At 68.7% G+C, this 20998-nt stretch carries 18 protein-coding genes and 2 tRNA genes; 13 read left to right on the forward strand and 7 right to left on the reverse strand.

Annotation, left to right across the window (positions count from 1 at the left end; translation table 11 throughout):
* Nucleotides 1-135 precede the first annotated feature (135 nt).
* The 5 genes from dnaA (at nucleotide 136) to GEV26_RS00255 (ending at nucleotide 5697) form a co-directional block, all read left to right on the forward strand.
* Nucleotides 136-1629 carry a chromosomal replication initiator protein DnaA gene (gene dnaA, locus GEV26_RS00235; protein ID WP_153651205.1) on the forward strand — a complete coding sequence of 498 codons (1494 nt, stop codon included), beginning with the start codon at nucleotides 136-138 and terminating at the stop codon, nucleotides 1627-1629.
* 364 nt (nucleotides 1630-1993) lie between these two features.
* Nucleotides 1994-3136 (forward strand): DNA polymerase III subunit beta, encoded by a 1143-nt coding sequence (dnaN, locus tag GEV26_RS00240; protein ID WP_153651206.1) that lies wholly within the window; start codon nucleotides 1994-1996, stop codon nucleotides 3134-3136.
* A gap of 32 nt (nucleotides 3137-3168) precedes the next feature.
* A complete protein-coding gene (gene gnd / locus GEV26_RS00245; protein WP_153651207.1) occupies nucleotides 3169-4092 on the forward strand; it encodes a phosphogluconate dehydrogenase (NAD(+)-dependent, decarboxylating) in 924 nt (307 codons plus the stop codon).
* A gap of 2 nt (nucleotides 4093-4094) precedes the next feature.
* Entirely contained in the window at nucleotides 4095-5219 is a 1125-nt protein-coding gene (gene recF, locus GEV26_RS00250) for a DNA replication/repair protein RecF (RefSeq protein WP_153651208.1), read from the forward strand.
* Nucleotides 5212-5697 carry a DciA family protein gene (locus GEV26_RS00255; protein WP_243838828.1) on the forward strand — a complete coding sequence of 162 codons (486 nt, stop codon included), beginning with the start codon at nucleotides 5212-5214 and terminating at the stop codon, nucleotides 5695-5697. The genes recF and GEV26_RS00255 overlap by 8 nt, the downstream gene beginning before the upstream one ends.
* 7 nt (nucleotides 5698-5704) lie before the next feature.
* Here the strand turns inward: GEV26_RS00255 and GEV26_RS00260 are convergent, their stop codons facing one another.
* The gene (locus tag GEV26_RS00260; protein ID WP_153651209.1) at nucleotides 5705-6499 is read right to left on the reverse strand and encodes a phosphatase PAP2 family protein; all 795 of its coding nucleotides are present in this window, start codon (nucleotides 6497-6499) and stop codon (nucleotides 5705-5707) included.
* Nucleotides 6500-6725: 226 nt separating this feature from the next.
* Between GEV26_RS00260 and gyrB the strand changes: the two genes are divergently transcribed.
* The 7 genes from gyrB to GEV26_RS00295 all read left to right on the forward strand — a co-directional run bounded on the left by gyrB (nucleotide 6726) and on the right by GEV26_RS00295 (nucleotide 14687).
* Complete coding sequence (gene gyrB / locus GEV26_RS00265) at nucleotides 6726-8711, forward strand: DNA topoisomerase (ATP-hydrolyzing) subunit B (protein WP_153651210.1); 1986 nt, start codon at nucleotides 6726-6728, stop codon at nucleotides 8709-8711.
* Between the two features lie 17 nt (nucleotides 8712-8728).
* Complete coding sequence (gene gyrA / locus GEV26_RS00270; protein ID WP_153651211.1) at nucleotides 8729-11284, forward strand: DNA gyrase subunit A; 2556 nt, start codon at nucleotides 8729-8731, stop codon at nucleotides 11282-11284.
* Nucleotides 11281-12135 (forward strand): DUF3566 domain-containing protein, encoded by an 855-nt coding sequence (locus GEV26_RS00275; protein ID WP_243838829.1) that lies wholly within the window; start codon nucleotides 11281-11283, stop codon nucleotides 12133-12135. Before gyrA ends, GEV26_RS00275 begins: the two co-directional genes overlap by 4 nt.
* 59 nt (nucleotides 12136-12194) lie before the next feature.
* Nucleotides 12195-12269, forward strand: a tRNA-Ile gene (locus GEV26_RS00280).
* 140 nt (nucleotides 12270-12409) lie between these two features.
* A tRNA-Ala gene (locus GEV26_RS00285) sits at nucleotides 12410-12485 on the forward strand.
* A gap of 493 nt (nucleotides 12486-12978) precedes the next feature.
* On the forward strand, nucleotides 12979-14064 hold the full coding sequence (locus GEV26_RS00290) for an S-(hydroxymethyl)mycothiol dehydrogenase (RefSeq protein ID WP_153651212.1): 1086 nt from the start codon (nucleotides 12979-12981) through the stop codon (nucleotides 14062-14064).
* Nucleotides 14061-14687, forward strand: a complete 627-nt coding sequence (locus tag GEV26_RS00295) for an MBL fold metallo-hydrolase (protein ID WP_153651213.1) — start codon at nucleotides 14061-14063, stop codon at nucleotides 14685-14687. Before GEV26_RS00290 ends, GEV26_RS00295 begins: the two co-directional genes overlap by 4 nt.
* Nucleotides 14688-14691: 4 nt before the next feature.
* Here the strand turns inward: GEV26_RS00295 and GEV26_RS00300 are convergent, their stop codons facing one another.
* Genes GEV26_RS00300 through GEV26_RS00310 form a run of 3 tightly spaced genes read right to left on the reverse strand, consistent with a single transcriptional unit; the run spans nucleotide 14692 to nucleotide 15601 of the window.
* On the reverse strand, nucleotides 14692-14880 hold the full coding sequence (locus GEV26_RS00300) for a DUF3618 domain-containing protein (protein WP_153651214.1): 189 nt from the start codon (nucleotides 14878-14880) through the stop codon (nucleotides 14692-14694).
* Nucleotides 14877-15290, reverse strand: a complete 414-nt coding sequence (locus GEV26_RS00305; protein ID WP_153651215.1) for a phage holin family protein — start codon at nucleotides 15288-15290, stop codon at nucleotides 14877-14879. Before GEV26_RS00305 ends, GEV26_RS00300 begins: the two co-directional genes overlap by 4 nt.
* Nucleotides 15287-15601, reverse strand: a complete 315-nt coding sequence (locus GEV26_RS00310) for a YtxH domain-containing protein (protein WP_153651216.1) — start codon at nucleotides 15599-15601, stop codon at nucleotides 15287-15289. The genes GEV26_RS00305 and GEV26_RS00310 overlap by 4 nt, the downstream gene beginning before the upstream one ends.
* 290 nt (nucleotides 15602-15891) lie before the next feature.
* Between GEV26_RS00310 and GEV26_RS00315 the strand changes: the two genes are divergently transcribed.
* Nucleotides 15892-16230, forward strand: coding sequence for a MarR family winged helix-turn-helix transcriptional regulator (locus GEV26_RS00315; protein ID WP_153651217.1), 339 nt, complete (start codon nucleotides 15892-15894; stop codon nucleotides 16228-16230).
* Here GEV26_RS00315 and GEV26_RS00320 read toward each other — a convergent pair.
* The 3 genes from GEV26_RS00320 to GEV26_RS00330 all read right to left on the reverse strand — a co-directional run bounded on the left by GEV26_RS00320 (nucleotide 16175) and on the right by GEV26_RS00330 (nucleotide 20949).
* Complete coding sequence (locus GEV26_RS00320) at nucleotides 16175-17041, reverse strand: oxygenase MpaB family protein (protein ID WP_153651218.1); 867 nt, start codon at nucleotides 17039-17041, stop codon at nucleotides 16175-16177. The two genes, GEV26_RS00315 and GEV26_RS00320, sit on opposite strands and share 56 nt — an antisense overlap.
* Before the next feature lie 117 nt (nucleotides 17042-17158).
* A complete protein-coding gene (locus GEV26_RS18010) occupies nucleotides 17159-19861 on the reverse strand; it encodes an ABC transporter ATP-binding protein/permease (protein WP_153651219.1) in 2703 nt (900 codons plus the stop codon).
* Nucleotides 19861-20949, reverse strand: a complete 1089-nt coding sequence (locus tag GEV26_RS00330; protein ID WP_228764903.1) for an ABC transporter permease — start codon at nucleotides 20947-20949, stop codon at nucleotides 19861-19863. Before GEV26_RS00330 ends, GEV26_RS18010 begins: the two co-directional genes overlap by 1 nt.
* Between the last annotated feature and the right edge of the window lie 49 nt (nucleotides 20950-20998).

Genomic DNA, 20998 nt, shown 5'->3' on the forward strand with positions numbered 1-20998 from the left:
GAATTTCGCTTGTACGGCCATGGCACCGGCTGCTAGCGTCACGGCGGTATCGAGTTTTCCACAGATGCAGCCGATATCCTCGGCTCCGCATTCACACATTGTGGAAAAGCATGTGGACGTGTCGGGAGGCATTGGATGAACGACGGCCTGGGAGCCAGCGCAGAGCAACATCTCGCGGAGATCTGGCAGCGGGCGGTCGACACCCTCTCCCCGGGGGCGAAGGTCTGGGTCTACTCGGCCAAGCCGCTCACGCTGCACAACAACATCCTCATCGTCGCGGTGCAGGACGACCTGACCCGGGCACAGCTCGAGTCGCGCGTGCGCCCCGCACTCGAGCACGCGATCAGCATGGCGCTGCAACAGGAGACCCGCCTCGTCGTCACGATCGAGCCCGGACTGTCCGAGTCGCTTCATCAACAAGACGACATGTCGACAAAGGGACCGGTGACGTACGCGACCGACCCGTACCGCCGGGAAGCCTCCTACGGTCAGGAGGCGGAGCCCGACGACGACGAGGACGACGACAGCGACGAGTTCGTCCCGAGCTGGGCCGAGCGCAAGACGAGCCCGCCCCGGATCGGCACCGTCGCCGAGGCACGGCTCAACCCCCGCTACCTGTTCGAGAACTTCGTGATCGGGTCGTCCAACCGGTTCGCCCACGCTGCGGCCGTCGCGGTCGCCGAGGCCCCCGGCAAGGCGTACAACCCGCTCGTCATCCACGGCGAGTCCGGACTGGGCAAGACCCACCTGCTCCACGCGATCGGTCACTACGTCCTCAATCTCTATCCCTCCTCGCGTGTGCGCTACGTCAACAGCGAGGAGTTCACCAACGACGTCATCAACGCGATCCGCGAGAACCGCACCGCGGCGCTCAAGCGCAAATATCGCGAGATCGACGTCCTGCTGGTCGACGACATCCAGTTCCTGGAGGGCAAGGAGTCGACGCAGACCGAGTTCTTCCACACGTTCAACGCCCTGCACAACGAGAACAAGCAGATCGTGATGACGTCGGACCGCCCGCCCAAGAACCTGACGACCCTCGAGGACCGCCTCCGCAACCGCTTCGAGTGGGGCCTGACGACCGACGTGCAGCCCCCCGACCTGGAAACCCGTATCGCGATCCTTCGCAAGAAGGCCGCGAACGAGAAGCTCACGGCGCCGGCGGACGTGCTCGAGTTCATCGCCAGCAAGGTGCAGACCAACATCCGTGAGCTCGAGGGCGCACTGATCCGCGCCACGGCGTTCGCCAACCTCAACGGCACCACCGTCGACCTGCAGCTCGCGCAGATCGTGCTGAAGGACCTCATCGCCGAGGGTGAGGAGCCCGACATCACCGCGGGCATGATCATGGCGCAGACCGCGGCCTACTCCGAGTTCTCGATCGACGACCTGTGCAGCACCAACCGCAGCCGCAACCTCGTCCTCGCCCGCCAGATCGCGATGTACCTGTGCCGTGAGCTCACCGACATGTCGCTGCCCAAGATCGGCCAGGAGTTCGGCAACCGCGATCACACCACCGTGATGCACGCGGATCGCAAGATCCGCAAGCTCATGGCCGAGAAGCACGCCGTCTACAACCAGGTCACCGAGCTCACCGCCCGCATCAAGCAGCAGGCACGCCAATCATGATCATTCACACCTGGGGATGGGCCTGTGGGAAACCCCACGAGTCACGTGGACATCACACGTCTCGGTGTGAACACGTTGTGAACGCCCGGCCGACATCCACAGGTTCTTGTAGTTTCACCGTCGCCGGCCGCACATGTTGTCCACCGGCCGTCGTCCCGGCGTCGCAGCGCGGATCAGCGTTGTCCACCGAGTCCACAGACGCTACTACGACTACTACTCTTCTATACTTCGACAACTCCAGCGGAAGTCACGTCGAGCCCTGTGTGTGGACGACCGATCCGGCTCTTCCCCTGAATGTCTCATCGCCCTCGTGCCGTGGCAGGATGCAACACGACGGCTCCCGTCCCCGGAAAGGCACCAACACGTGAAGTTCCGCATCGAGCGCGACACCCTCGCCGACGCTGTCGCCTGGACAGCGCGCAGCCTGCCCAACCGGCCGAGCGTCCCGGTCCTCGCCGGCCTCCTGGTCGAGACGGCCGCGGACGGACTGACCCTCTCCGGATTTGACTACGAGACGTCCACGCGCGCGACGCTCCCGGCCGAGGTCAGTGCTGACGGCCGCGCCCTGGTGTCGGGCCGACTCCTCGCGGAGATCGTGAAGTCGCTGCCGGCCAAGCCGGTCGACATCTCGCTCGAGGGCACCAAGGTCCAGGTCGTGTGCGGCAGTGCCCGTTTCAGCCTGCAGACCATGCCGGTCGAGGAGTATCCCCAGCTCCCCGAGATGCCCACCGCCACCGGCACGGTCAAGTCCGAGGACTTCTCCACCGCCGTCGCCCAGGCGAGCGCAGCAGCCGGACGCGACGAGATGCTCCCGCTGCTGACCGGCGTACGCCTCGAGCTCGAGGGCTCGACGATCTCGCTCATGGCGACCGACCGCTTCCGCGCGAGCCTGCGTGATCTGCAGTGGTACCCCGAGGCCAGCGACCTGTCGGCCAACGCCCTCGTCCCCGCGCGGGTGCTCAACGAGACCGCCCGGTCGCTCACCGGCGGCGGCGACGTGACGATCGCGGTGTCCTCGGGCGAGTCCGGTGACGGCCTCATCGGCTTCGAGGGAGTCGTCGGCAACGGCACGCGCCGCACCACGACGCGCCTGCTCGAGGGCGACTTCCCCCGTGTCCGCCAGCTGTTCCAGGCAGCTGCCGAGACGGTCGCGTACGTCCAGACCCAGGCCTTCGTCGACTCGGTCAAGCGCGTGGCGCTCGTCGCCGAGCGCAACACCCCCGTCCGGCTGACCTTCTCGGACGGGCAGCTGCTGCTCGAGGCGGGCAGCGGCGACGAGGCGCAGGCCTCGGAGTCGATCGAGGCCACGATCAACGGAGCAGACATCTCGATCGGCTTCAACCCCACCTACCTGCTCGAGGGACTGGCGGTCATGTCCGATCCGGTCGTGCACCTGTCCTTCACGCAGCACACCAAGCCTGCAGCGATCTCGGGAGTCCAGGAGATCGGGGCCGACCCCGACGTCGCGTTCCGCTACCTGATCATGCCCGTCCGGCTGCAGAGCTGACGCGACCGCATCACCGGCAGAGGGAGCACGCCATGGACATCGGACTCGTGGGACTGGGCAAGATGGGCGGCAACATGCGTACGCGCATGCGCAACGGCGGCATCACCGTCGTCGGCTACGACCGCAACCCGGACATCAGCGACGTGGGCTCGCTGTCCGAGCTCGTGGAGCAGCTTCCGTCCCCCAAGGTCGTGTGGGTCATGGTGCCCGCAGGCGACATCACCCGTTCGACCGTCGAGGAGCTCATCGAGCTGCTCGGCGAGGGCGACGTCATCGTCGACGGCGGCAACTCCCGTTGGACCGATGATGAGAAGCACGCTGCGCTCGCGGCCGAGAAGGGCATCGGCTACGTCGACTGCGGCGTGAGCGGTGGCGTCTGGGGACTCGACAACGGCTACGCGTTGATGGCCGGCGGTACCGCCGACGACATCGCCAAGGTGCAGCCCGCGTTCGACGCGCTCAAGCCCGAGGGCGAGTCCGGCTTCGTCCACGCGGGACGTGTCGGCGCAGGTCACTTCTCCAAGATGGTCCACAACGGCATCGAGTACGCCATGATGCAGGCGTACGCCGAGGGCTATGAGCTGCTCGAGAAGGTCGACATGGTCGACAACGTCACCGCGGTCTTCGACTCGTGGCGCGAGGGCACGGTCGTCCGTTCGTGGCTGCTCGACCTGCTCGTCATCGCGCTCGAGGACGATCCGGGACTGTCCAAGGTGCGTGGCTACGCCGAGGACTCCGGCGAGGGCCGCTGGACCGTCGAGGCGGCGATCGACAACGCCGTCCCGATGCACACGATCGCCGCGTCGCTGTTCGCCCGCTTCACCTCGCGCCAGGACGAGTCGCCCGCGATGCAGGCGGTCGCGGCGATGCGCCAGCAGTTCGGCGGCCACGCCGTGCGTGCTGCCGAGGAGAAGGGGATCGACGCGGCTGCGGCCGATCCCTCGGACCCCGTCTAGGCGTGCACGTCACCCGTCTGGCCCTCCACGACTTCCGGTCGTACGCCGAGATCGAGATCGTGCTGGAGCCCGGGGCGACGGCGTTCATCGGCTCCAACGGCCAGGGCAAGACCAATCTGGTCGAGGCGATCGACTACCTTTCGCGGCTGGACTCGCACCGGGTGTCCGGCGACGGTCCGCTCGTCCGCGCGGGCGCCGAGCAGGCGATCGTCCGTGCCGACGTCGTCAAGGGTGATCGGACCGCGCTGCTCGAGCTCGAGATCACGCCCGGTCGAGCCAACCGGGCCCGCATCAACCGCGGAGCGTTGCCGCGCACGCGGGATCTGGTCGGCGTGCTCCGCACGGTGATCTTCTCGCCCGAGGACCTCGCGCTGGTCAAGGGCGATCCTTCCGACCGCCGCCGGTTCCTGGACTCTCTCCTGGTGCTGCGGACCCCAAGGCTCGCGGGGGTCAAGGCCGACTACGAGCGGGTGCTCAAGCAGCGCAACACGTTGCTGAAGTCGGCCCGTGGCCGGCGCAACGTCGAGATCGCGACCCTCGACATCTGGGACGAGAACCTCGCGCGCACGGGCGCCGAGCTCGTGGCGTCCCGGCTGCTGCTCCTCGATGCCCTCGCACCGCACCTCAGCGACGCGTACCGGCGGGTCGCCGCTGAGTCGGCCGCGGACCGGCGCGACGTCACGGCGATCTACCGGCCGTCGGTCGATCTCGACCCGGACCTGCGTGATCAGCAGGCCATCGAGCAGCGCCTGCTCGAGGAGATCGCCAGGCGGCGAGGCGACGAGCTCGACCGCGGGATCAGCCTGGTCGGACCGCACCGGGACGAGGTCGTCCTGACGATCGGGGAGCTGCCCGCGAAGGGCTATGCGAGCCACGGCGAGTCGTGGTCGTACGCCCTGGCACTCAAGCTGGCGTCGTTCGAGCTGCTGAGGGACGATGATGACGATCCCGTGCTGATCCTCGACGACGTCTTCGCCGAGCTCGACCAGGGACGCCGGCAGCAGCTGGCCGAGCTGGTGGGCGACGCGGAGCAGGTGCTGGTCACCGCCGCCGTCGCGGACGACGTGCCCGAGGCGCTGCGGGGCCATCGGTTCCGTGTGGCAGGAGGTGAGGTCGTCCGTGAGTGAGAACGACGATGCGCTCGACCTTGCGCGCCAGATCGCCCGGTCGTACCAGGGCAAGGGCGTCCCGGGTGCTTCCGGTCCGCGCCGCCGCTCGCGGCCGGTCAAGCCGTCCCGCGGCAAGAACGAGGATCCGTCGACCATCGCGGACCTGATGGGTCAGGTCGTGCAGAACCAGGGCTGGACCGACAAGCTCGAGGACCAGCGCATCTTCACCGACTGGGCGCGCATCGTGGGACCCGAGGTGGCGCAGCACGCCCAGATCGAGGGCTATGACGATGCGATCGTGCACGTACGGGCCAGCTCGACCGCGTGGGCGACCCAGCTGAAGCTGCTCGCCCCGCGCATCGTGGCCAAGCTCAACGAGGACCTCGGCGACGGCACGGTGCTGCGCATCGAGGTCCGCGGTCCGCAGGCCCCGTCGTGGAAGAAGGGGCCGCGCTCGATCCGCGGTGCGCGCGGGCCACGCGACACCTACGGCTGAGGACGTCTCACTCGGCCGGGGAGACCGCGGACGCCGCCAGGACGAACACCACTGTCGCGGCGGTGACCGCGCCGAGCACCAGGCTTGCCTGGATGAAGCCGTCCCAGCCCATGACCGGGCGCACACCCACCGCGACGAGGAACGCCAACGCTCCTGCGCACCCGATGACCGCGCCGATGAACGTCCCGGCGACCGAGCGGGCGGGGCCGTGGACGAAGAAGGCGACCGCGGCGGTCCAGGTCAGGCTCACCGCGAGGGCCGCGAGGACGTCGGCCGGCCGGTGCCAGCCCGCAACGACGGTCGAGGCGCCGGTCAGCGTGGTGGCGAAGCCGCCCGCCGCGGCGAGGAACGGACGGGTGAGGCGCGGCGCGACCAGCAGCGCGGCCCCGACCGAGCTCGCGACGACGGTGGTGTGCCCGCTCGGCAGGCTGTTGAGCGTGCCGAGGCCGAGATCGGGGCGGTCGAGGATCGTGTGCTTGAGGACCTGGGTCGTGACGTTCGAGCCGGCGATCACGACGACTGCGGCCAGGGCGAGGGTCGCCCTGCCGCGCAGCAGCGCGACCAGTGCGCAGCCCACGACCACGATCACGATCGCGCCGATCGACACGTAGCCCAGCACGCTCAGCACCGTGAGCTGTGCGTCCCGGCCGCCGACCACCGTGTCCATCGCGGAGTCGTCCCACCCCTGTCCCCGTGCGGAGTGCAGGGCCACGACCACCAGCGCGACGAGCGATGCCGCGCCGGCGAGTGCTGTGACGGCTGCTGTGCGCGCGGTGTCGCGGCCCGTCGACAAGGTGGTCATCCCCCTACGATGCACGATGGAATGAAAAGGTTGGTCACGGCGGCTTCCGTGAACGGGCACAGAACCGTTTCGGGGACCTGATGCCCTACAGGATCTTGGAGCCGCCCCTGACGTTTCGTCAAAGCCGCCGTTCTGTGCCTCTCAGGGGCACCGCAGCAGCGCGACTCGCCGTCCCAGAACTGTGGGCAAGCCGTGAGACGCACGACATGCCCCGTATACTGGTGCAGTGAGCCAAACTCCAGATCCTGCAGCCTCGTACGACGCCAGCAACATCCAGGTCCTCGAAGGTCTGGACGCGGTACGCAAGCGGCCGGGCATGTACATCGGGTCCACCGGGGAGCGCGGACTCCACCACCTCGTCTACGAGGTCGTGGACAACTCGGTGGACGAGGCACTCGCCGGGTACGCGACCCACATCCGCGTCGTGATGCAGGCCGACGGTGGCATCCGGGTCGAGGACGACGGCCGCGGCATCCCGGTCGACGAGCACCCCACCGAGAAGATCCCGGCCGTGACGCTGGTCCTCACCTCGCTGCACGCAGGCGGAAAGTTCGGCGGCGGCGGATACAAGGTCTCCGGCGGACTCCACGGCGTCGGTGTGTCCGTGGTCAACGCTTTGTCGACAAAGCTATATGTCGAGGTGAAGCGCGACGGCTACCGCTGGACGCAGTCCTTCACGTACGGCGCGCCCGACGGGCCGCTGGAGCGGCACGAGGCGACCGACGAGACCGGCACCACCACGACGTTCTATGCCAGCGCCGACATCTTCGAGACCGTCGACTACAGCTATGCGACGCTGGAGAAGCGCTTCCGCGAGATGGCGTTCCTCAACAAAGGGCTCGAGCTCGTCCTTCGTGACGACCGTCCCGACACCGACGAGGCCGAGGGGCCCAAGGGCGAGGACCGTCCCCGCGACGCGCGCTTCCGCTTCGACAAGGGCCTGGTCGACTACGTCGACCACATCAACGTCGGCAGCAAGGCGCCGATCCACAAGGACGTCATCTCGATCGAGTCCGAGGACGAGTCCAAGGGACTCTCGCTCGAGATCGCGATGCAGTGGAACGACAGCTTCGTGGAGTCCGTGCACTCGTTCGCCAACACGATCAACACGCACGAGGGCGGCACCCACGAGGAGGGCTTCCGTTCGGCGCTGACCGCGACGGTCAACAAGTTCGCGACGGCGCAGGGCCTGATCAAGAAGGCCAGCGACAACCTCTCGGGCGAGGACATCCGCGAAGGGCTCACGGCGATCATCTCGATCAAGCTCGAGGAGCCGCAGTTCGAGGGTCAGACCAAGACCAAGCTCGGCAACAGCGAGGCCAAGTCGTTCGTGCAGTCGGTCCTCAACGAGGAGCTCGGCGCGTGGTTCGAGCAGAACCCTGCGGAGGGCAAGACGATCGTCCGCAAGTCGATCGACGCCGCGACCGCCCGGATGGCGGCCCGCAAGGCACGCGACCTCGCCCGCAACCGCAAGGGCCTCATGGGCGGCGGTGGCCTCCCGGGCAAGCTGGCCGACTGCCAGTCGCGCAATCCCGAGGAGTGCGAGATCTTCATCGTGGAGGGCAACTCGGCCGGCGGCTCGGCCAAGGGCGGCCGCGATCCGTACGCGCAGGCGATCCTGCCGCTGCGAGGCAAGATCCTCAACGTCGAGAAGGCGCGCATCGACAAGATCCTGCAGAACGCCGAGGTCCAGGCGATCATCTCGGCGCTCGGCACGGGCGTCCACGAGGACTTCGACATCGCCAAGCTGCGCTATCACAAGATCGTGCTGATGGCCGATGCCGACGTCGACGGCCAGCACATCTCGACGCTGCTGCTGACGCTGCTGTTCCGCTTCATGAAGCCGCTGATCGACGCCGGCCACGTGTACCTCGCGATGCCGCCGCTGTACAAGATCAAGTGGACCAACGCTCCGCACGAGCTGGCCTACTCCGACGCCGAGCGCGACGGCCTGCTGGCGGCGGGCAAGGAGGCCGGCCACCGGCTCCCCAAGGAGGCACCGGTCCAGCGCTACAAGGGCCTCGGCGAGATGAACGACTCCGAGCTCTGGGACACCACGATGGACCCGGCCCAGCGCGTGCTGCGGCAGGTGACCCTCGAGGACGGAGCGGTCGCGGACGAGATGTTCACGATCCTCATGGGCGAGGACGTCGAGCAGCGGCGCACGTTCATCCAGCAGAACGCCAAAGACGTCCGCTTCCTCGACATCTGACCTGACAGGACACACAGATGACTGACACCACCCCGCCCGAGCACGACCGGATCGAGCGCGTCGAGCTGCAGGTCGAGATGCAGCGCTCCTACATCGACTACGCCATGAGCGTGATCGTGTCGCGAGCCCTGCCCGACGTGCGCGACGGCCTCAAACCCGTGCACCGTCGCGTGCTCTACGCGATGTACGACGGCGGCTACCGCCCTGATCGCGGCTTCTCCAAGTGCAGCCGCATCGTGGGTGACGTGATGGGTCAGTACCACCCGCACGGTGACACCGCGATCTACGACACCCTCGTCCGCCTGGCCCAGCCGTGGGTCATGCGCGCGCCGATGATCGCGGGTCAGGGCAACTTCGGCTCGCCGGGCAACGACGGTGCGGCCGCGATGCGCTACACCGAGTGCAAGCTGGCTCCCATCGCGATGGAGATGGTGCGCGACATCGACAAGAACACCGTCGACTTCCGCCCCAACTACGACGGCCGCTCGCAGGAGCCCACGGTCCTGCCGGCGCGCTTCCCCAACCTGCTGGTCAACGGATCGGCCGGCATCGCGGTCGGCATGGCGACCAACATCCCGCCGCACAACCTCCGCGAGGTCGCCGAGGGCGCGCAGTGGGCGCTGGCCAACCCCCATGCGTCGCAGGAGGAGCTCCTCGAGGCGCTGATGGAGCGCATCAAGGGCCCCGACTTCCCGACCAACGGGCTCATCGTCGGCACGCAGGGCATCGACAACATGTACCGCACGGGTCGCGGCTCGATCCAGATGCGCGGCATCGTCGACATCGAGGAGGATCCCAAGGGCGGCCTGAGCCTGGTCATCAAGGAGCTGCCCTACCAGGTCAACCCCGACAACCTCGCCGAGAAGATCGCCGACCTGGCCATCAGCGGACGTGTCCAGGGCATCGCCGACGTGAACGACGAGTCGTCCTCACGGGTCGGCCGCCGCCTGGTCGTCAAGCTCCGTCGTGACGCGGTCGCGCGGGTCGTGCTCAACAACCTCTACAAGCACACCGAGCTGCAGTCCAACTTCAGCGCCAACATGCTCGCGATCGTCGACGACGTGCCGCGCACGCTGACGCTCGACGGATTCATCAGCAACTGGATCACCCACCAGATCGAGGTCATCCAGCGGCGGACCCAGTACCTCCTGGACGAGGCAGAGGCCAAGGCGCACATCTACCGCGGCCTGGCCAAGGCACTCGACGCGCTCGACGACGTGATCGCGCTGATCCGCCGCAGCCCGACGGTCGCCGAGGCCCGCACCGGGCTGATCGAGCTGCTGGACATCGACGAGCTGCAGGCCGACGCGATCCTGGAGATGCAGCTGCGCCGCCTCGCGGCCCTCGAGCGGCAGAAGATCATGGACGACCTCGCCAAGCTCGAGCTCGAGATCGCCGACTACCAGGACATCCTGGCCAGGCCCGAGCGCCAGCGCCAGATCGTGTCCGACGAGCTCGCGGAGATCGCGGAGAAGTACGGCGACGACCGGCGCTCCCCGATCGTCCCGGCCGACGGCGACCTGTCGATGGAGGACCTGATCCCCGACGAGGAGGTCGTGGTCACGATCACCCGGGGCGGGTACGCCAAGCGCACCAAGACCGAGCTCTACCGCGTCCAGAACCGCGGTGGCAAGGGAGTGCGCGGCGCAGCGCTGCGCGGCGACGACATGGTCGACCACATGTTCGCGACGACCAGCCACCACTGGATCTTGTTCTTCACGACGGCCGGACGCGTCTACCGGGCCAAGGCCTACCAGCTGCCCGAGGCCGGGCGAGATGCGAAGGGCGGCCACGTCGCCGGGCTCCTGTCGTTCCAGCCGGACGAGCAGATCGCCCAGGTGCTGGCGATCCGCGACTACGAGCAGGCGCCCTACCTGGTCCTGGCGACCAAGAAGGGCCTGGTCAAGAAGACCCGCCTCGAGGACTACAACAGCCCGCGTCAGTCCGGCGTCATCGCGATCAACTTCCGCGACGACGACGACGAGCTGATCGGCGCCGAGCTGGTCACCCCCGACGACGACCTGCTGCTGATCTCACGCAAGGCCCAGGCCATCCGCTTCCGGGCGGACGACGAGCAGCTGCGACCCATGGGCAGGGCGACGTCCGGCGTCACGGGCATGAAGTTCCGTGGCGACGACTCGCTGCTGTCGCTGTCGGTGATCCGCCGCTCCGCCGACGCGCTGGAGCAGGTCGAGGTGCCCGAGGCGGAGGACCTCTACGTGTTCACCGTGACCGACGGCGGATATGCCAAGAAGACGCCGATCGACCAGTACCGTTTGCAGGGACGTGGTGGACTGGGCATCAAGGCCATGCAGATCACCGAGAACCGCGGCGAGCTGGTCGGAGGCTTGGTGCTGGTCGACACGGACGATGTGATCTCCGTGACAGCCAGTGGTCAGGTGACGCGGAGCCTCGTATCCGGCGTCAATCCGACTGGCCGTGGCACGATGGGTGTGAGCTTCGTGAAGTTCAAGGGGGATGATCGTGTCGTGACCATTGCGCGCAACCACGAGGTGCTCCAGGACGAGGCCGTGACCGAGGTGACGTCGACCGACGAGGATCAGGACCAGTGACGGACGAATCAAAAGGCACCAGCCCCGCATCGGGCTCCGCCGTGCCCGGCTCCGCCGCCGGTGACGCTGCCCCCACCCAGGCGATCCCGCGGATCGCGAAACCTGCGGCCGGCAAGACCCCGGCAGCGCAGGGTTCCAAGCCTGCTGCCAAGAAGGCTCCCGCCAAGAACAAGGTGACCCCGCCGCCCGGCGGACAGACCGACAAGGGCCGTCCCCGCGACGTCGTCTCGCCGGCGACGTCCGCCAAGGACGATTCCGTGACGGGCAAGGTCGCCGACGCGCCGCCGGCCGGAGGACCCCAGGGTCGTACGTTGACGGCAGCCGACTACGCCCGGACCACCAAGCCGTCGCCGGCCACGACCGCGGTGATCCCCGCGGTCAAGGACGCACCCGGTGGCGGCTCCGCTGCGGCCCCGGCCCCGGCCAAGGACAAGAAGTCCCGTGCGCCCCAGATCAAGGCGTCGCCCGCACCTGCGGGCGGCACGGGCCGCCGCGCCAGCCTCCGGCTGACCCACGTCGAGCCGTGGTCGGTGACGCGTCTCGCGTTCGCGATCTCGGTCGCGCTGATGATCGTGGCCGTCGTGGCCTCGATGATCTTCTGGGTCGTCCTGAACTTCGTCGGCGTCTGGGACCAGATCAACGACTCGTTGACGACGGTGCTGAGCGACGACAGCTCGAGCTTCGACGTCAAGGACTACTTCGGCTTCGGTCGTTTCGTCGGCCTCACCCTGGTGCTGTCGGCGCTCAACGTCGTGCTCATGACGATCCTGGCCACCATCGGAGCGCATTTGTACAACCTCGCAGCGCAGCTCATGGGCGGCGTCGAGGTGACGTTCTCCGAGGAGAAGTAGGAACTGCCGACCCCGTGTGGGCCGGTGCGAAGCGGTGGGGTAGAGTTCATCGCTGTTGCGGGCGTATAGCTCAGCTTGGTTAGAGCGCTTCCCTGATAAGGAAGAGGTCCCAGGTTCAAGTCCTGGTACGCCCACTCAACGAGGAGGAATGCATGAAGAGGATCGTGGCCCTCGGGCTCGCGGTTGCTGGAGTCTTCTGGGCCCTCGGCAAGACGAAGAAGCAGGCCCCGGCCGACACATGGTCGGCGGGGACCGACAAGGTCTGACCCCGCAAGGGGCCGTGGCGCAATTGGTAGCGCACCTGCTTTGCAAGCAGGGGGTTAGGGGTTCGAGTCCCCTCGGCTCCACCACAGACAAGGGCCCCGGCCAACCCATTCTTGGGTTGGCCGGGGCCCTTTGTCGTTGTTCGGGCGTCCCAAGCCCCACGGTGGTCCTGCCACCGAAAGACCGCAAGATCGGCCCGATTCAATGGAGAATCCACCGCCCCACCGAGGCGACGCCGGTTGTCCACAGCGTCCTTCGCGACCCCGCGGTTACGCACATGTGTGTACACACCTGTGGATAATTACATCGATGTGTTTCCGCAGGTCAGATGACAAAAACAGTCCCCGCACGGCGTCCTGAAGGCACCTCCTCGGCCGCGTGCCGACCACCTGTGCGGAGCAGGCCACCAGGGATCGCTCCTGAGCCCCTGATCGCCCGCCGGGAGCCCGTCCGTACGTCCGGAGGCTCCGAACGCCCACAGGCGCCGCGTGGAGCGCGCTGGGGGGTGAGCCTGCGGTGGTGGCGCAACCGCCGGACAGATAGCGTGGGCTGACCGCCGCAACGCACGAGGAGCACCGCATGCCCCAGACCGTCCGAGGAGTCGTCGCCCGCAGCAAGGGCGCACCCGTCACCGTCGAGAACATCGTGATCCCCGACCCCGGGCCCGGCGAGGCGGTCGTGGACATCTCCGCGTGCGGCGTCTGCCACACCGATCTGCACTACCGCGAGGGCGGCATCAACGACGAGTTCCCGTTCCTGCTCGGCCACGAGGCCGCGGGTGTCGTGGAGGCCGTCGGTGAGGGCGTCACGGACGTCGCACCGGGCGACTTCGTGGTGCTCAACTGGCGGGCCGTGTGTGGCAGCTGCCGGGCGTGCCTGCGCGGTCGGCCCTGGTACTGCTTCGACACCCACAACGCGAAGCAGAAGATGACCCTCGAGGACGGCACGGAGCTGTCGCCGGCCCTCGGCATCGGCGCGTTCGCGGACAAGACGCTCGTCGCGGCAGGCCAGTGCACCAAGGTGGACCCGAGCGCGTCACCCGCGGCCGTGGGCCTCCTGGGCTGCGGCGTCATGGCGGGTCTCGGCGCGGCGATCAACACCGGCAACGTGCAGCGCGGCGACTCCGTCGCGGTCATCGGGTGTGGAGGGGTCGGCAGCGCAGCCGTCGCCGGCGCCCGTCTGGCGAACGCGGCCAAGATCATCGCGATCGACCTCGACGACCGCAAGCTGGAGTGGGCCAAGGGCCTGGGCGCGACGCACACGATCAACGCCGGTGCGGGCGACGTCGTCGAGGCCATCCAGGCGCTGACCGACGGCCACGGCGCCGACGTCGTGATCGATGCGGTCGGTCGCCCCGAGACCTGGAAGCAGGCCTTCTACGGACGCGACCTGGCCGGCACCGTGGTGCTCGTCGGCGTGCCGACCCCCGAGATGCAGCTCGAGCTCCCGCTGCTCGACGTGTTCGGTCGCGGCGGATCGCTGAAGTCGAGCTGGTACGGCGACTGCCTGCCCTCGCGCGACTTCCCGATGCTGGTCGACCTGTACCAGCAGGGACGACTCGACCTCGACGCGTTCGTCACCGAGACGATCGGCATCGACGACGTCGAGGCCGCGTTCGCCAAGATGCACGAGGGCACCGTCCTGCGATCGGTGGTGCAGCTGTGAGCGCACGGATCCAGAAGGTCGTCACCTCGGGCCAGTTCTGCCTCGACGGCGGGAGCTGGGACGTCGACAACAACGTGTGGCTGGTCGGCGACGACGCCGAGGTGCTGGTCATCGACGCCCCGCACGACGCCGCGGCGATCCTCGACGCGATCGACGGCCGTACGGTCGTGGCGATCGTCCTGACCCACGGCCACAACGACCACATCAACGCAGCGGTCGAGCTCGGCCGGGCGACCGGGGCCCAGGTCTGGTTCCCCCCGGCCGACCGGATGCTGTGGGACGCCGAGCACGACTCGCCCCCAGACCAGGAGCTCCACAGCGGCGCGACCTTCGAGGTTGCGGGGACGACGCTTCGCGCGATCCCTACCCCTGGACATTCACCCGGCAGCACGTGCCTCTACGCGCCCGATCTCGGCGCGGTCTTCACCGGCGACACGCTGTTCAAGGGCGGTCCCGGTGCGACCGGTCGTTCCTACTCGGACTTCCCGACGATCATCGAGTCCATCCGCGATCGCCTCCTGCCGCTGCCCGACGAGACCGTCGTGCACACCGGGCACGGTGACGACACCACGATCGGCGACGAGGCACCTCACCTGCAGGAGTGGATCACCCGCGGTTCCTGACAGGTCAGGCCTTGCGGGGCCAGATGAGGTAGGCCAGGACGGCTCCGCCCACCGCCACGGCAGCGGCCACGAGCGGGGTCTTGTCTGCCTCCTTGGCGCGTGACTTGACGTCGAGCTTCGCGGCCAGCGCGTCGACGGTCTCGCCGAGGTGCTCGCGCGTCTCGGCGATCTCGGTCTCGAGCTCTGAGGTCATGATGTGCTCCCGTCCGTGCCGTGGGTTGCCGTGGCGATGTCGGCCTTGACGCTCTCGACGCGGGCCTGCGGTGCGTCGCCGACCTTGCTCACGCGTGCCTTGCCGATGAGCCCGGCGACAGCAGCAGCGACGAAGAGCACGACCGTCACGATGGCCGCCGCGATCCAGGGCTCGAGGCCCTCCGAGATCGCGAGGATGATCGTGGCGAGGAGGGTGCCGACGCCGTACAGGGCCAGCGTCCCCGCGACGCCGAACAGGCCTGCGCCGACTCCGAGGCGCTTGCCGCTCTCGGCAAGGTCCTGCTTCGCGAGCTGCATCTCGTCGCGGATCAGCTGCGAGATGTCCTCGGTGGCCTGCACGAGCAGCTGCCCGGTCGAGGCCTCGCCAGTCGGCGTGCGCTCCTCACTCACGAGGGGTTGCCGCCAAGGGGTGCCGTCGAGGTGTCGTCGACGGGAGGCTGGCCGTTCGAGCCGGAGGTCTTGTCCGCGACCTTGTCGGTGACCTTGGAGGCCACGTCGCTCGCGGTCGAGGCGACCTTGCTGCCGGCTTCGGATCCGGCGTGCTTGGCCTGGGTCTGGACGTCGTCCATCACGTCCTGGACCTTGGGGTTGTTCCACACGTTGGTGGCCTGGGTCTTGATCTGCTCGTAACGCTCACGTCCGGCGCGGGTGCCGAGGACGTAGCCAGCCGCGGCGGCGGCGATCAGGGTCAGCTTCTTCACCGTGGATCACTCCTGGTCTCTCAAGGGGTCTGGGACCTCGTCGTACCCCGATCGCCACCGCTGACACAGCAGTCGTGCGGGTCAAGCCGCCGATCGGAGCTTTAGGGTGACCGAACGACCGCTCGTGCGGGCCGTCTCGTGCGACTCCTCGAGCTGCTCCCGGGCGGCTCGCGCAGCTCGGCCATCTGGGGGGTCACCTCGGCGAGCGTCAGCTCGGTCTCGATGACATCGCGGTCGAGACCCCATACGTCCTCGAGGACCTGCCCGGCGGTCCGCGCGGGCTCCAGGTGATGGCGGTCTCCGCCGAGGGAGCGGACGTCAACCAGGCGACGATCGCCCAGCGGCTGGGCATCGACCGCACCGTGATGACCTATCTCGTGGACGACCTGGAGAAGGCCGGCATGGTCGAGCGCCGGCCGGACCCCGCGGACCGCCGGGCCCGCCAGGTGGTCGTGACGGCGACGGGCCGGCGCGTGCTCACCGATGCGTCGAGCAGGATGGTGCAGATCGAGCGCACGGTGCTCGGCGCGTTGCCGGATGCGGACATCGAGACGTTCCGCCTCCTGCTGACCGTCAGTCGCCAGCAGGCGGTGCGCCGGCGCCCATTGCCCAGCGGATGCCCGTCGTGATGGCGATGCCGCTGGTCCGCACCGCGGTCGCCTCGACGATCGGCAGATAGGGCAGCCGCAGCGGGAGACGCGTCCACACCGGCATCATTGCGACGGCGGCGGCGGACAGCATCCCGTACGGTGCGCGGAGCGCGAGCGGCACAGGTGGGTGCACCAGGATGAACCGGGCGGCCCGGCGGGCCGCGGGCGTGCCCTTGAGCTCGGGCCGGTACGCGCGCATGAGCTCGTCGAGCTCGGCGACGGTCTCGGGCACGTCCACGGCACCCAGCGCCCGCGCGACGTGGGCGGTCTCGGCGACGTACTCATCGCGGCCGGCCGCGTCGAGGGGCTGCGCGCCGTACCGGTCGTGGGCCCGCAGGAAGCTGTCGACCTCGGCGACGTGCACCCACCGGATCAGGTGAGGGTCCGAGGCGGCGTACGGGCGGCCGTCGGGTGCGGTGCCGGTGATCCGGTCGTGGACCGACCGGACGATCGCGACGGCCCGATCGGCGTCCTCGATCGTGCCGAACGTCGTCTCGGCCAGGAACGTGCTGGTGCGCTGCAGCCGCCCCCACGGGTCGCCGCGATAGCCCGAGTGCTGGTCCACCGCAGCCATCGCGAGCGGGTGCAGCGACTGCAGCAGCAGGGCCCTCATGCCGCCGGTGAACATGGATGCGTCGCTGTGGACCCGCTGGATCGCGGAGTCGGAGGCGAATCGCCGCGGCCCCTGCGAGAAGTGGATGCGATCGCGTCGCGCGGGACCCTCGTCCCCCGCGATGCGGGCGAAGATCGTGTCGCCGACGCGGAGCCGGACCGAGTTGAACAGGTTCACCCTCCCCAGTGTGCACGCGTCCCGAAACCACACCAGCCCAGATCTGCGGGCTTCTGCACCGTTTTCGGGCAGAAGAACGTGCAGAGGTCCGCAGATCTGGGTGGGGTGGGGACGGGGTCAGCTGATGTCGGTCAGCAGCCGGCCGCGCTCGGCCCGGCGTCGGGCCTGCTCGTCGGGATCGGGGACGGGCACGGCCGCGATCAGGCGGCGGGTGTACTCCTCCTGCGGACGACCCAGCACCTCCTCGCGCGGGCCCATCTCGACGAGGCGCCCGTGCTGCATCACCGCGACCCGGTTGGCGAGCGTGTCGACGACCGCCAGGTCATGGCTGATGAACAGGCACGCGAACTGCAGACGGTGCTGCAGCTCGGTGAACAGCTCGAGCACCCGGGCCTGCACCGACACGTCCAGCGCCGAGGTCGGCTCGTCCGCGATGAGCAGGTCAGGATCGAGCGCGAGGGCCCGCGCCAGGCTGACGCGCTGGCGCTGGCCGCCGGACAGCTCGTGCGGGAAGCGCTCGGCGTACGAGCCGCCGAGCTCGACGCTGTCGAGCAACGAGCGGACCTTCGCGTCGATCTCGGCCTGGCTCATCTCGGTCTGGACGTGCAGCGGCTCCGCGATGCACTGACCGATCGACATCCGCGGGTTCAGCGAGGCGGCCGGGTCCTGGAAGACGAACCCGAAGCGCGACCTCAGCGGACGCAGGGCGCGGTCGCTGCGTCCAGAGACCTGGTTGCCCGACACATGGATCGTGCCGCTGGTCGGCTGCTGCAGGCCCACGGTCGTACGCCCGACCGTCGACTTGCCCGAGCCGGACTCGCCCACCAGGCCCAGCACCTCACCCTTGCGGACCTCGAGCGACACGTGGTCGACCGCGCGGAACGCGGGCCGGCCGAAGCTGCCCGGGAACTCCACGACGAGGTCGTCGATCCTGAGCACCACCTCGTTGTCGTCGACAAGGCCGGGGCCGTCCTCGCGCCCCAGGTGCGGCACCGCGTCGAGCAACGCTCGCGTGTAGGGGTGCCGGGGCGAGGCGAACAGCTGGCGGGACGGCGCCTGCTCGACGATGTTGCCGCGATACATCACCACGACGCGGTCGGCCATGTCGGCGACGACTCCCATGTTGTGGGTGATGAGGACGATCGCGGTGCCGAGGCGGTCACGCAGCGAGAGCAGCAGCTCGAGGATCGCGGCCTGCACGGTCACGTCGAGCGCGGTCGTCGGCTCGTCGGCGATGATCACGTCGGGATCGCACGCGATCGCCATCGCGATGACCACGCGCTGCTTCTGTCCGCCCGAGAGCTGGTGGGGGTAGTAGTCGACCCGCTCCCGCGGATCGGGCATCCCGACCAGCTCGAGAAGCTCGATCGCGCGGGCCCGGGCGGCCTTCTTGGAGATCTTCTGGTGGGCCTGCAGGCCCTCGATGATCTGCCAGCCGACCGAGTACACCGGGTTGAGCGCGGTCGACGGCTCCTGGAACACCATCGAGACCTGGTCGCCCCGGATGGGTCGCAGGTCGCCTGCGCGCATCCCCAGCAGCTCACGGCTGCCGAGGCGCGCCGAGCCGGACACCTCGGCGGTGGACGGGAGCAGGCCGAGCACCGCGCGCGAGCTGACCGACTTGCCGGAGCCCGACTCGCCCACGACCGCCACGACCTCGCCGGGGGCGACGTCGAAGCTGATGCCGTTCACGGCCTTGACCTGGCCGGCGTCGGTGCGGAACGTGACTGCGAGATCGGTCAGCGACAGCGCCGCGACCTTCTTCTCCCCGTTGAGCGCCTCCCCGTTCAGTGCCGTGCCGTTCAGTGCCGACCCGTTGAGCGCGGTCCCGGTCGTGTCGTCCGATCCGCTGGTGATCTCCTCGTACTCGTGCGCGAGCTCGGCCTCGTCGGCCTCGGTCGTGTCGCCGCTGCGGGTGCGCAGCAGCGGGTTGAGGATGTCGTTGAGGCTCTCACCGACGAGCGTCGCGCCGAGCACGATCAGCACGATCGCGACACCCGGGAACACACCGGTCCACCAGATGCCCGACGAGGCGTCCGGCAGGGCCTTGTTGAGGTCATAGCCCCACTCGGCCGCGGCGGACGGCTCGATGCCGAAGCCGAGGAAGCCGAGACCCGCGAGCGTGAGGATCGCCTCGGACGCGTTGAGGGTGCCGATGACCGGCAGCGACGACGAGACGTTGGAGAAGATGTGCTTGCGCAGGATGCGCGGCGTGCGGACGCCCACGACCTTGGCCGCGTCGACGTACGGCTCGGCCTTCACCGACAGGGTCGCGTTGCGGATCACCCGGTAGTACTGGGGGACGAACACCACCGTGATCGACAGCGCCGCGGCGAGGATGCCGCCGAGCGCTCCGCTGCTGCCGCCCGAGACGACGATCGACACGACGATCGCGAGCAGCAGCGAGGGGAATGCGTACAGCGCGTCCATGACCAGGACCAGCGCGCGGTCGAGCCAGCCGCCGAGATAGCCCGAGACGAGACCGAGCGGGACGCCGATCAGTCCGGACAGGATGACGGCCAGGAGGATGACCTCGACGGCGGTGCGGGCACCGTAGATCACCCGCGACAGCACGTCCGTGCCGCCGACGGTCGTGCCGAACCAGTGGTCGGCGGACGGCGGCTGCTGGGTCCCGAAGACGACGCCACCGGACCGGTCGGCGTTGAAGTCGTACGGAGCGAGCCACGGGGCGAAGATCGCCACGAAGATGAACAGGCCCACGAGGCCGAAGCCCAGCAGGAGCATGAACCGCTGCAGCCCGTGGGACTGGCGGACGACGGCGGGGACGAACCGGCTCGGCCTCACAGTACGGCTCGACATCAGAACCTCACCCTCGGGTCGACGAACGCGACGATGACGTCGATGAAGAAGCTCACGGCGCCCACGATCAGCGCGATGAGCGTGACGATGCCCTGCACCGCGAGGAAGTCGCGCTTGATGAGGTACTCCGACAGCTGATAGCCCAGACCCTTCCACTCGAACGTGGTCTCGGTCAGGATCGCGCCGCCCAGCAGCAGGGCGATCTGCAGCCCCATGACGGTCACGACCGGCACCAGGGCGTTGCGGAAGGCGTGCTTGTTCATCACGCGACGCTCGGAGATGCCGCGGGCGCGCGCGGCCGTGACGTAGTCCATCCGCAGCGTCTGCAGCAGGTTGACCCGCACGAGGCGCAGGAACACGCCGCCGGTCAGCAGGCCGAGGGCGAGCGCCGGCAGCAGGGCGTGCTGCAGGACGTCGCCGATGATCGCGGGATCGCCCCACAAGATGGCGTCGACGATCATGATGTTGGTCTGGGGGTGGACGTCCTGCAGGATCAGCTCGTTCGAGATGCTCGCGCGTCCCGAGGACGGCCAGCCGAACGGCGAAAAGGCCAGCTTGAGCAGCAGGCCCACGAAGAAGACCGGCGCGGCGTACACGAGGATCGAGAACAGTCGCAGCAGCACGTCCGGGACGCGGTCGCGGTAGCGCGCTGCCAGCCGGCCCAGCGGGATCCCGATCGCGAAGGCGACCAGCAGCGACCAGAACGCGAGCTCGAGGGTCGCGGCGCCGTTCTGGACCAGGATGTCCGAGACCTTGCGGTTGTCGGTCAGGGTCGTGCCGAAGTCACCACGGAACAGCCCCGTGAGGTACTCCCAGTACTGGGTGAGGATGGGCCGGTCGAGGCCGGCCTCGGCCTTGCGCTCGGCGATCTGCTCGGCGGTGAGCCGGCCCCCGAGGGCGGCCTGGATCGGGTCGCCGATGACCCGCATGAGCAGGAAGACCATCGTGACGAGGACCCACACCATCGGCAGCAGGAGCGCGAGGCGGACGAGCAGGTAGCGGGCAAGGGGGCTGAGCATGCCGCGGCGCGGACCCGGCGGCTCGGTGCCGGCCGGGTCGAGCGGGGCGAGGACTTCGGCGGTGGCCATGTCTTCCTCTTCTGGTGGGACGTTTCGGGACTACGCGCGAAGGGGCGGA

The sequence above is a fragment of the Aeromicrobium yanjiei genome, from assembly GCF_009649075.1.
Classification (GTDB): Bacteria; Actinomycetota; Actinomycetes; order Propionibacteriales; family Nocardioidaceae; genus Aeromicrobium; species Aeromicrobium yanjiei.

Bases quoted from the DNA above. Each gene is read 5' to 3' on its own strand.
- GEV26_RS00260 (WP_153651209.1), bottom strand. From the start codon at position 6,499: ATGACCACCTTGTCGACGGGCCGCGACACCGCGCGCACAGCAGCCGTC.
- gnd (WP_153651207.1), top strand. From the start codon at position 3,169: ATGGACATCGGACTCGTGGGACTGGGCAAGATGGGCGGCAACATGCGT.
- GEV26_RS00315 (WP_153651217.1), top strand. From the start codon at position 15,892: ATGGCGGTCTCCGCCGAGGGAGCGGACGTCAACCAGGCGACGATCGCC.
- dnaA (WP_153651205.1), top strand. From the start codon at position 136: ATGAACGACGGCCTGGGAGCCAGCGCAGAGCAACATCTCGCGGAGATC.
- GEV26_RS00290 (WP_153651212.1), top strand. From the start codon at position 12,979: ATGCCCCAGACCGTCCGAGGAGTCGTCGCCCGCAGCAAGGGCGCACCC.
- gyrA (WP_153651211.1), top strand. From the start codon at position 8,729: ATGACTGACACCACCCCGCCCGAGCACGACCGGATCGAGCGCGTCGAG.
- GEV26_RS00300 (WP_153651214.1), bottom strand. From the start codon at position 14,880: ATGACCTCAGAGCTCGAGACCGAGATCGCCGAGACGCGCGAGCACCTC.
- GEV26_RS00330 (WP_228764903.1), bottom strand. From the start codon at position 20,949: ATGGCCACCGCCGAAGTCCTCGCCCCGCTCGACCCGGCCGGCACCGAG.
- GEV26_RS18010 (WP_153651219.1), bottom strand. From the start codon at position 19,861: ATGTCGAGCCGTACTGTGAGGCCGAGCCGGTTCGTCCCCGCCGTCGTC.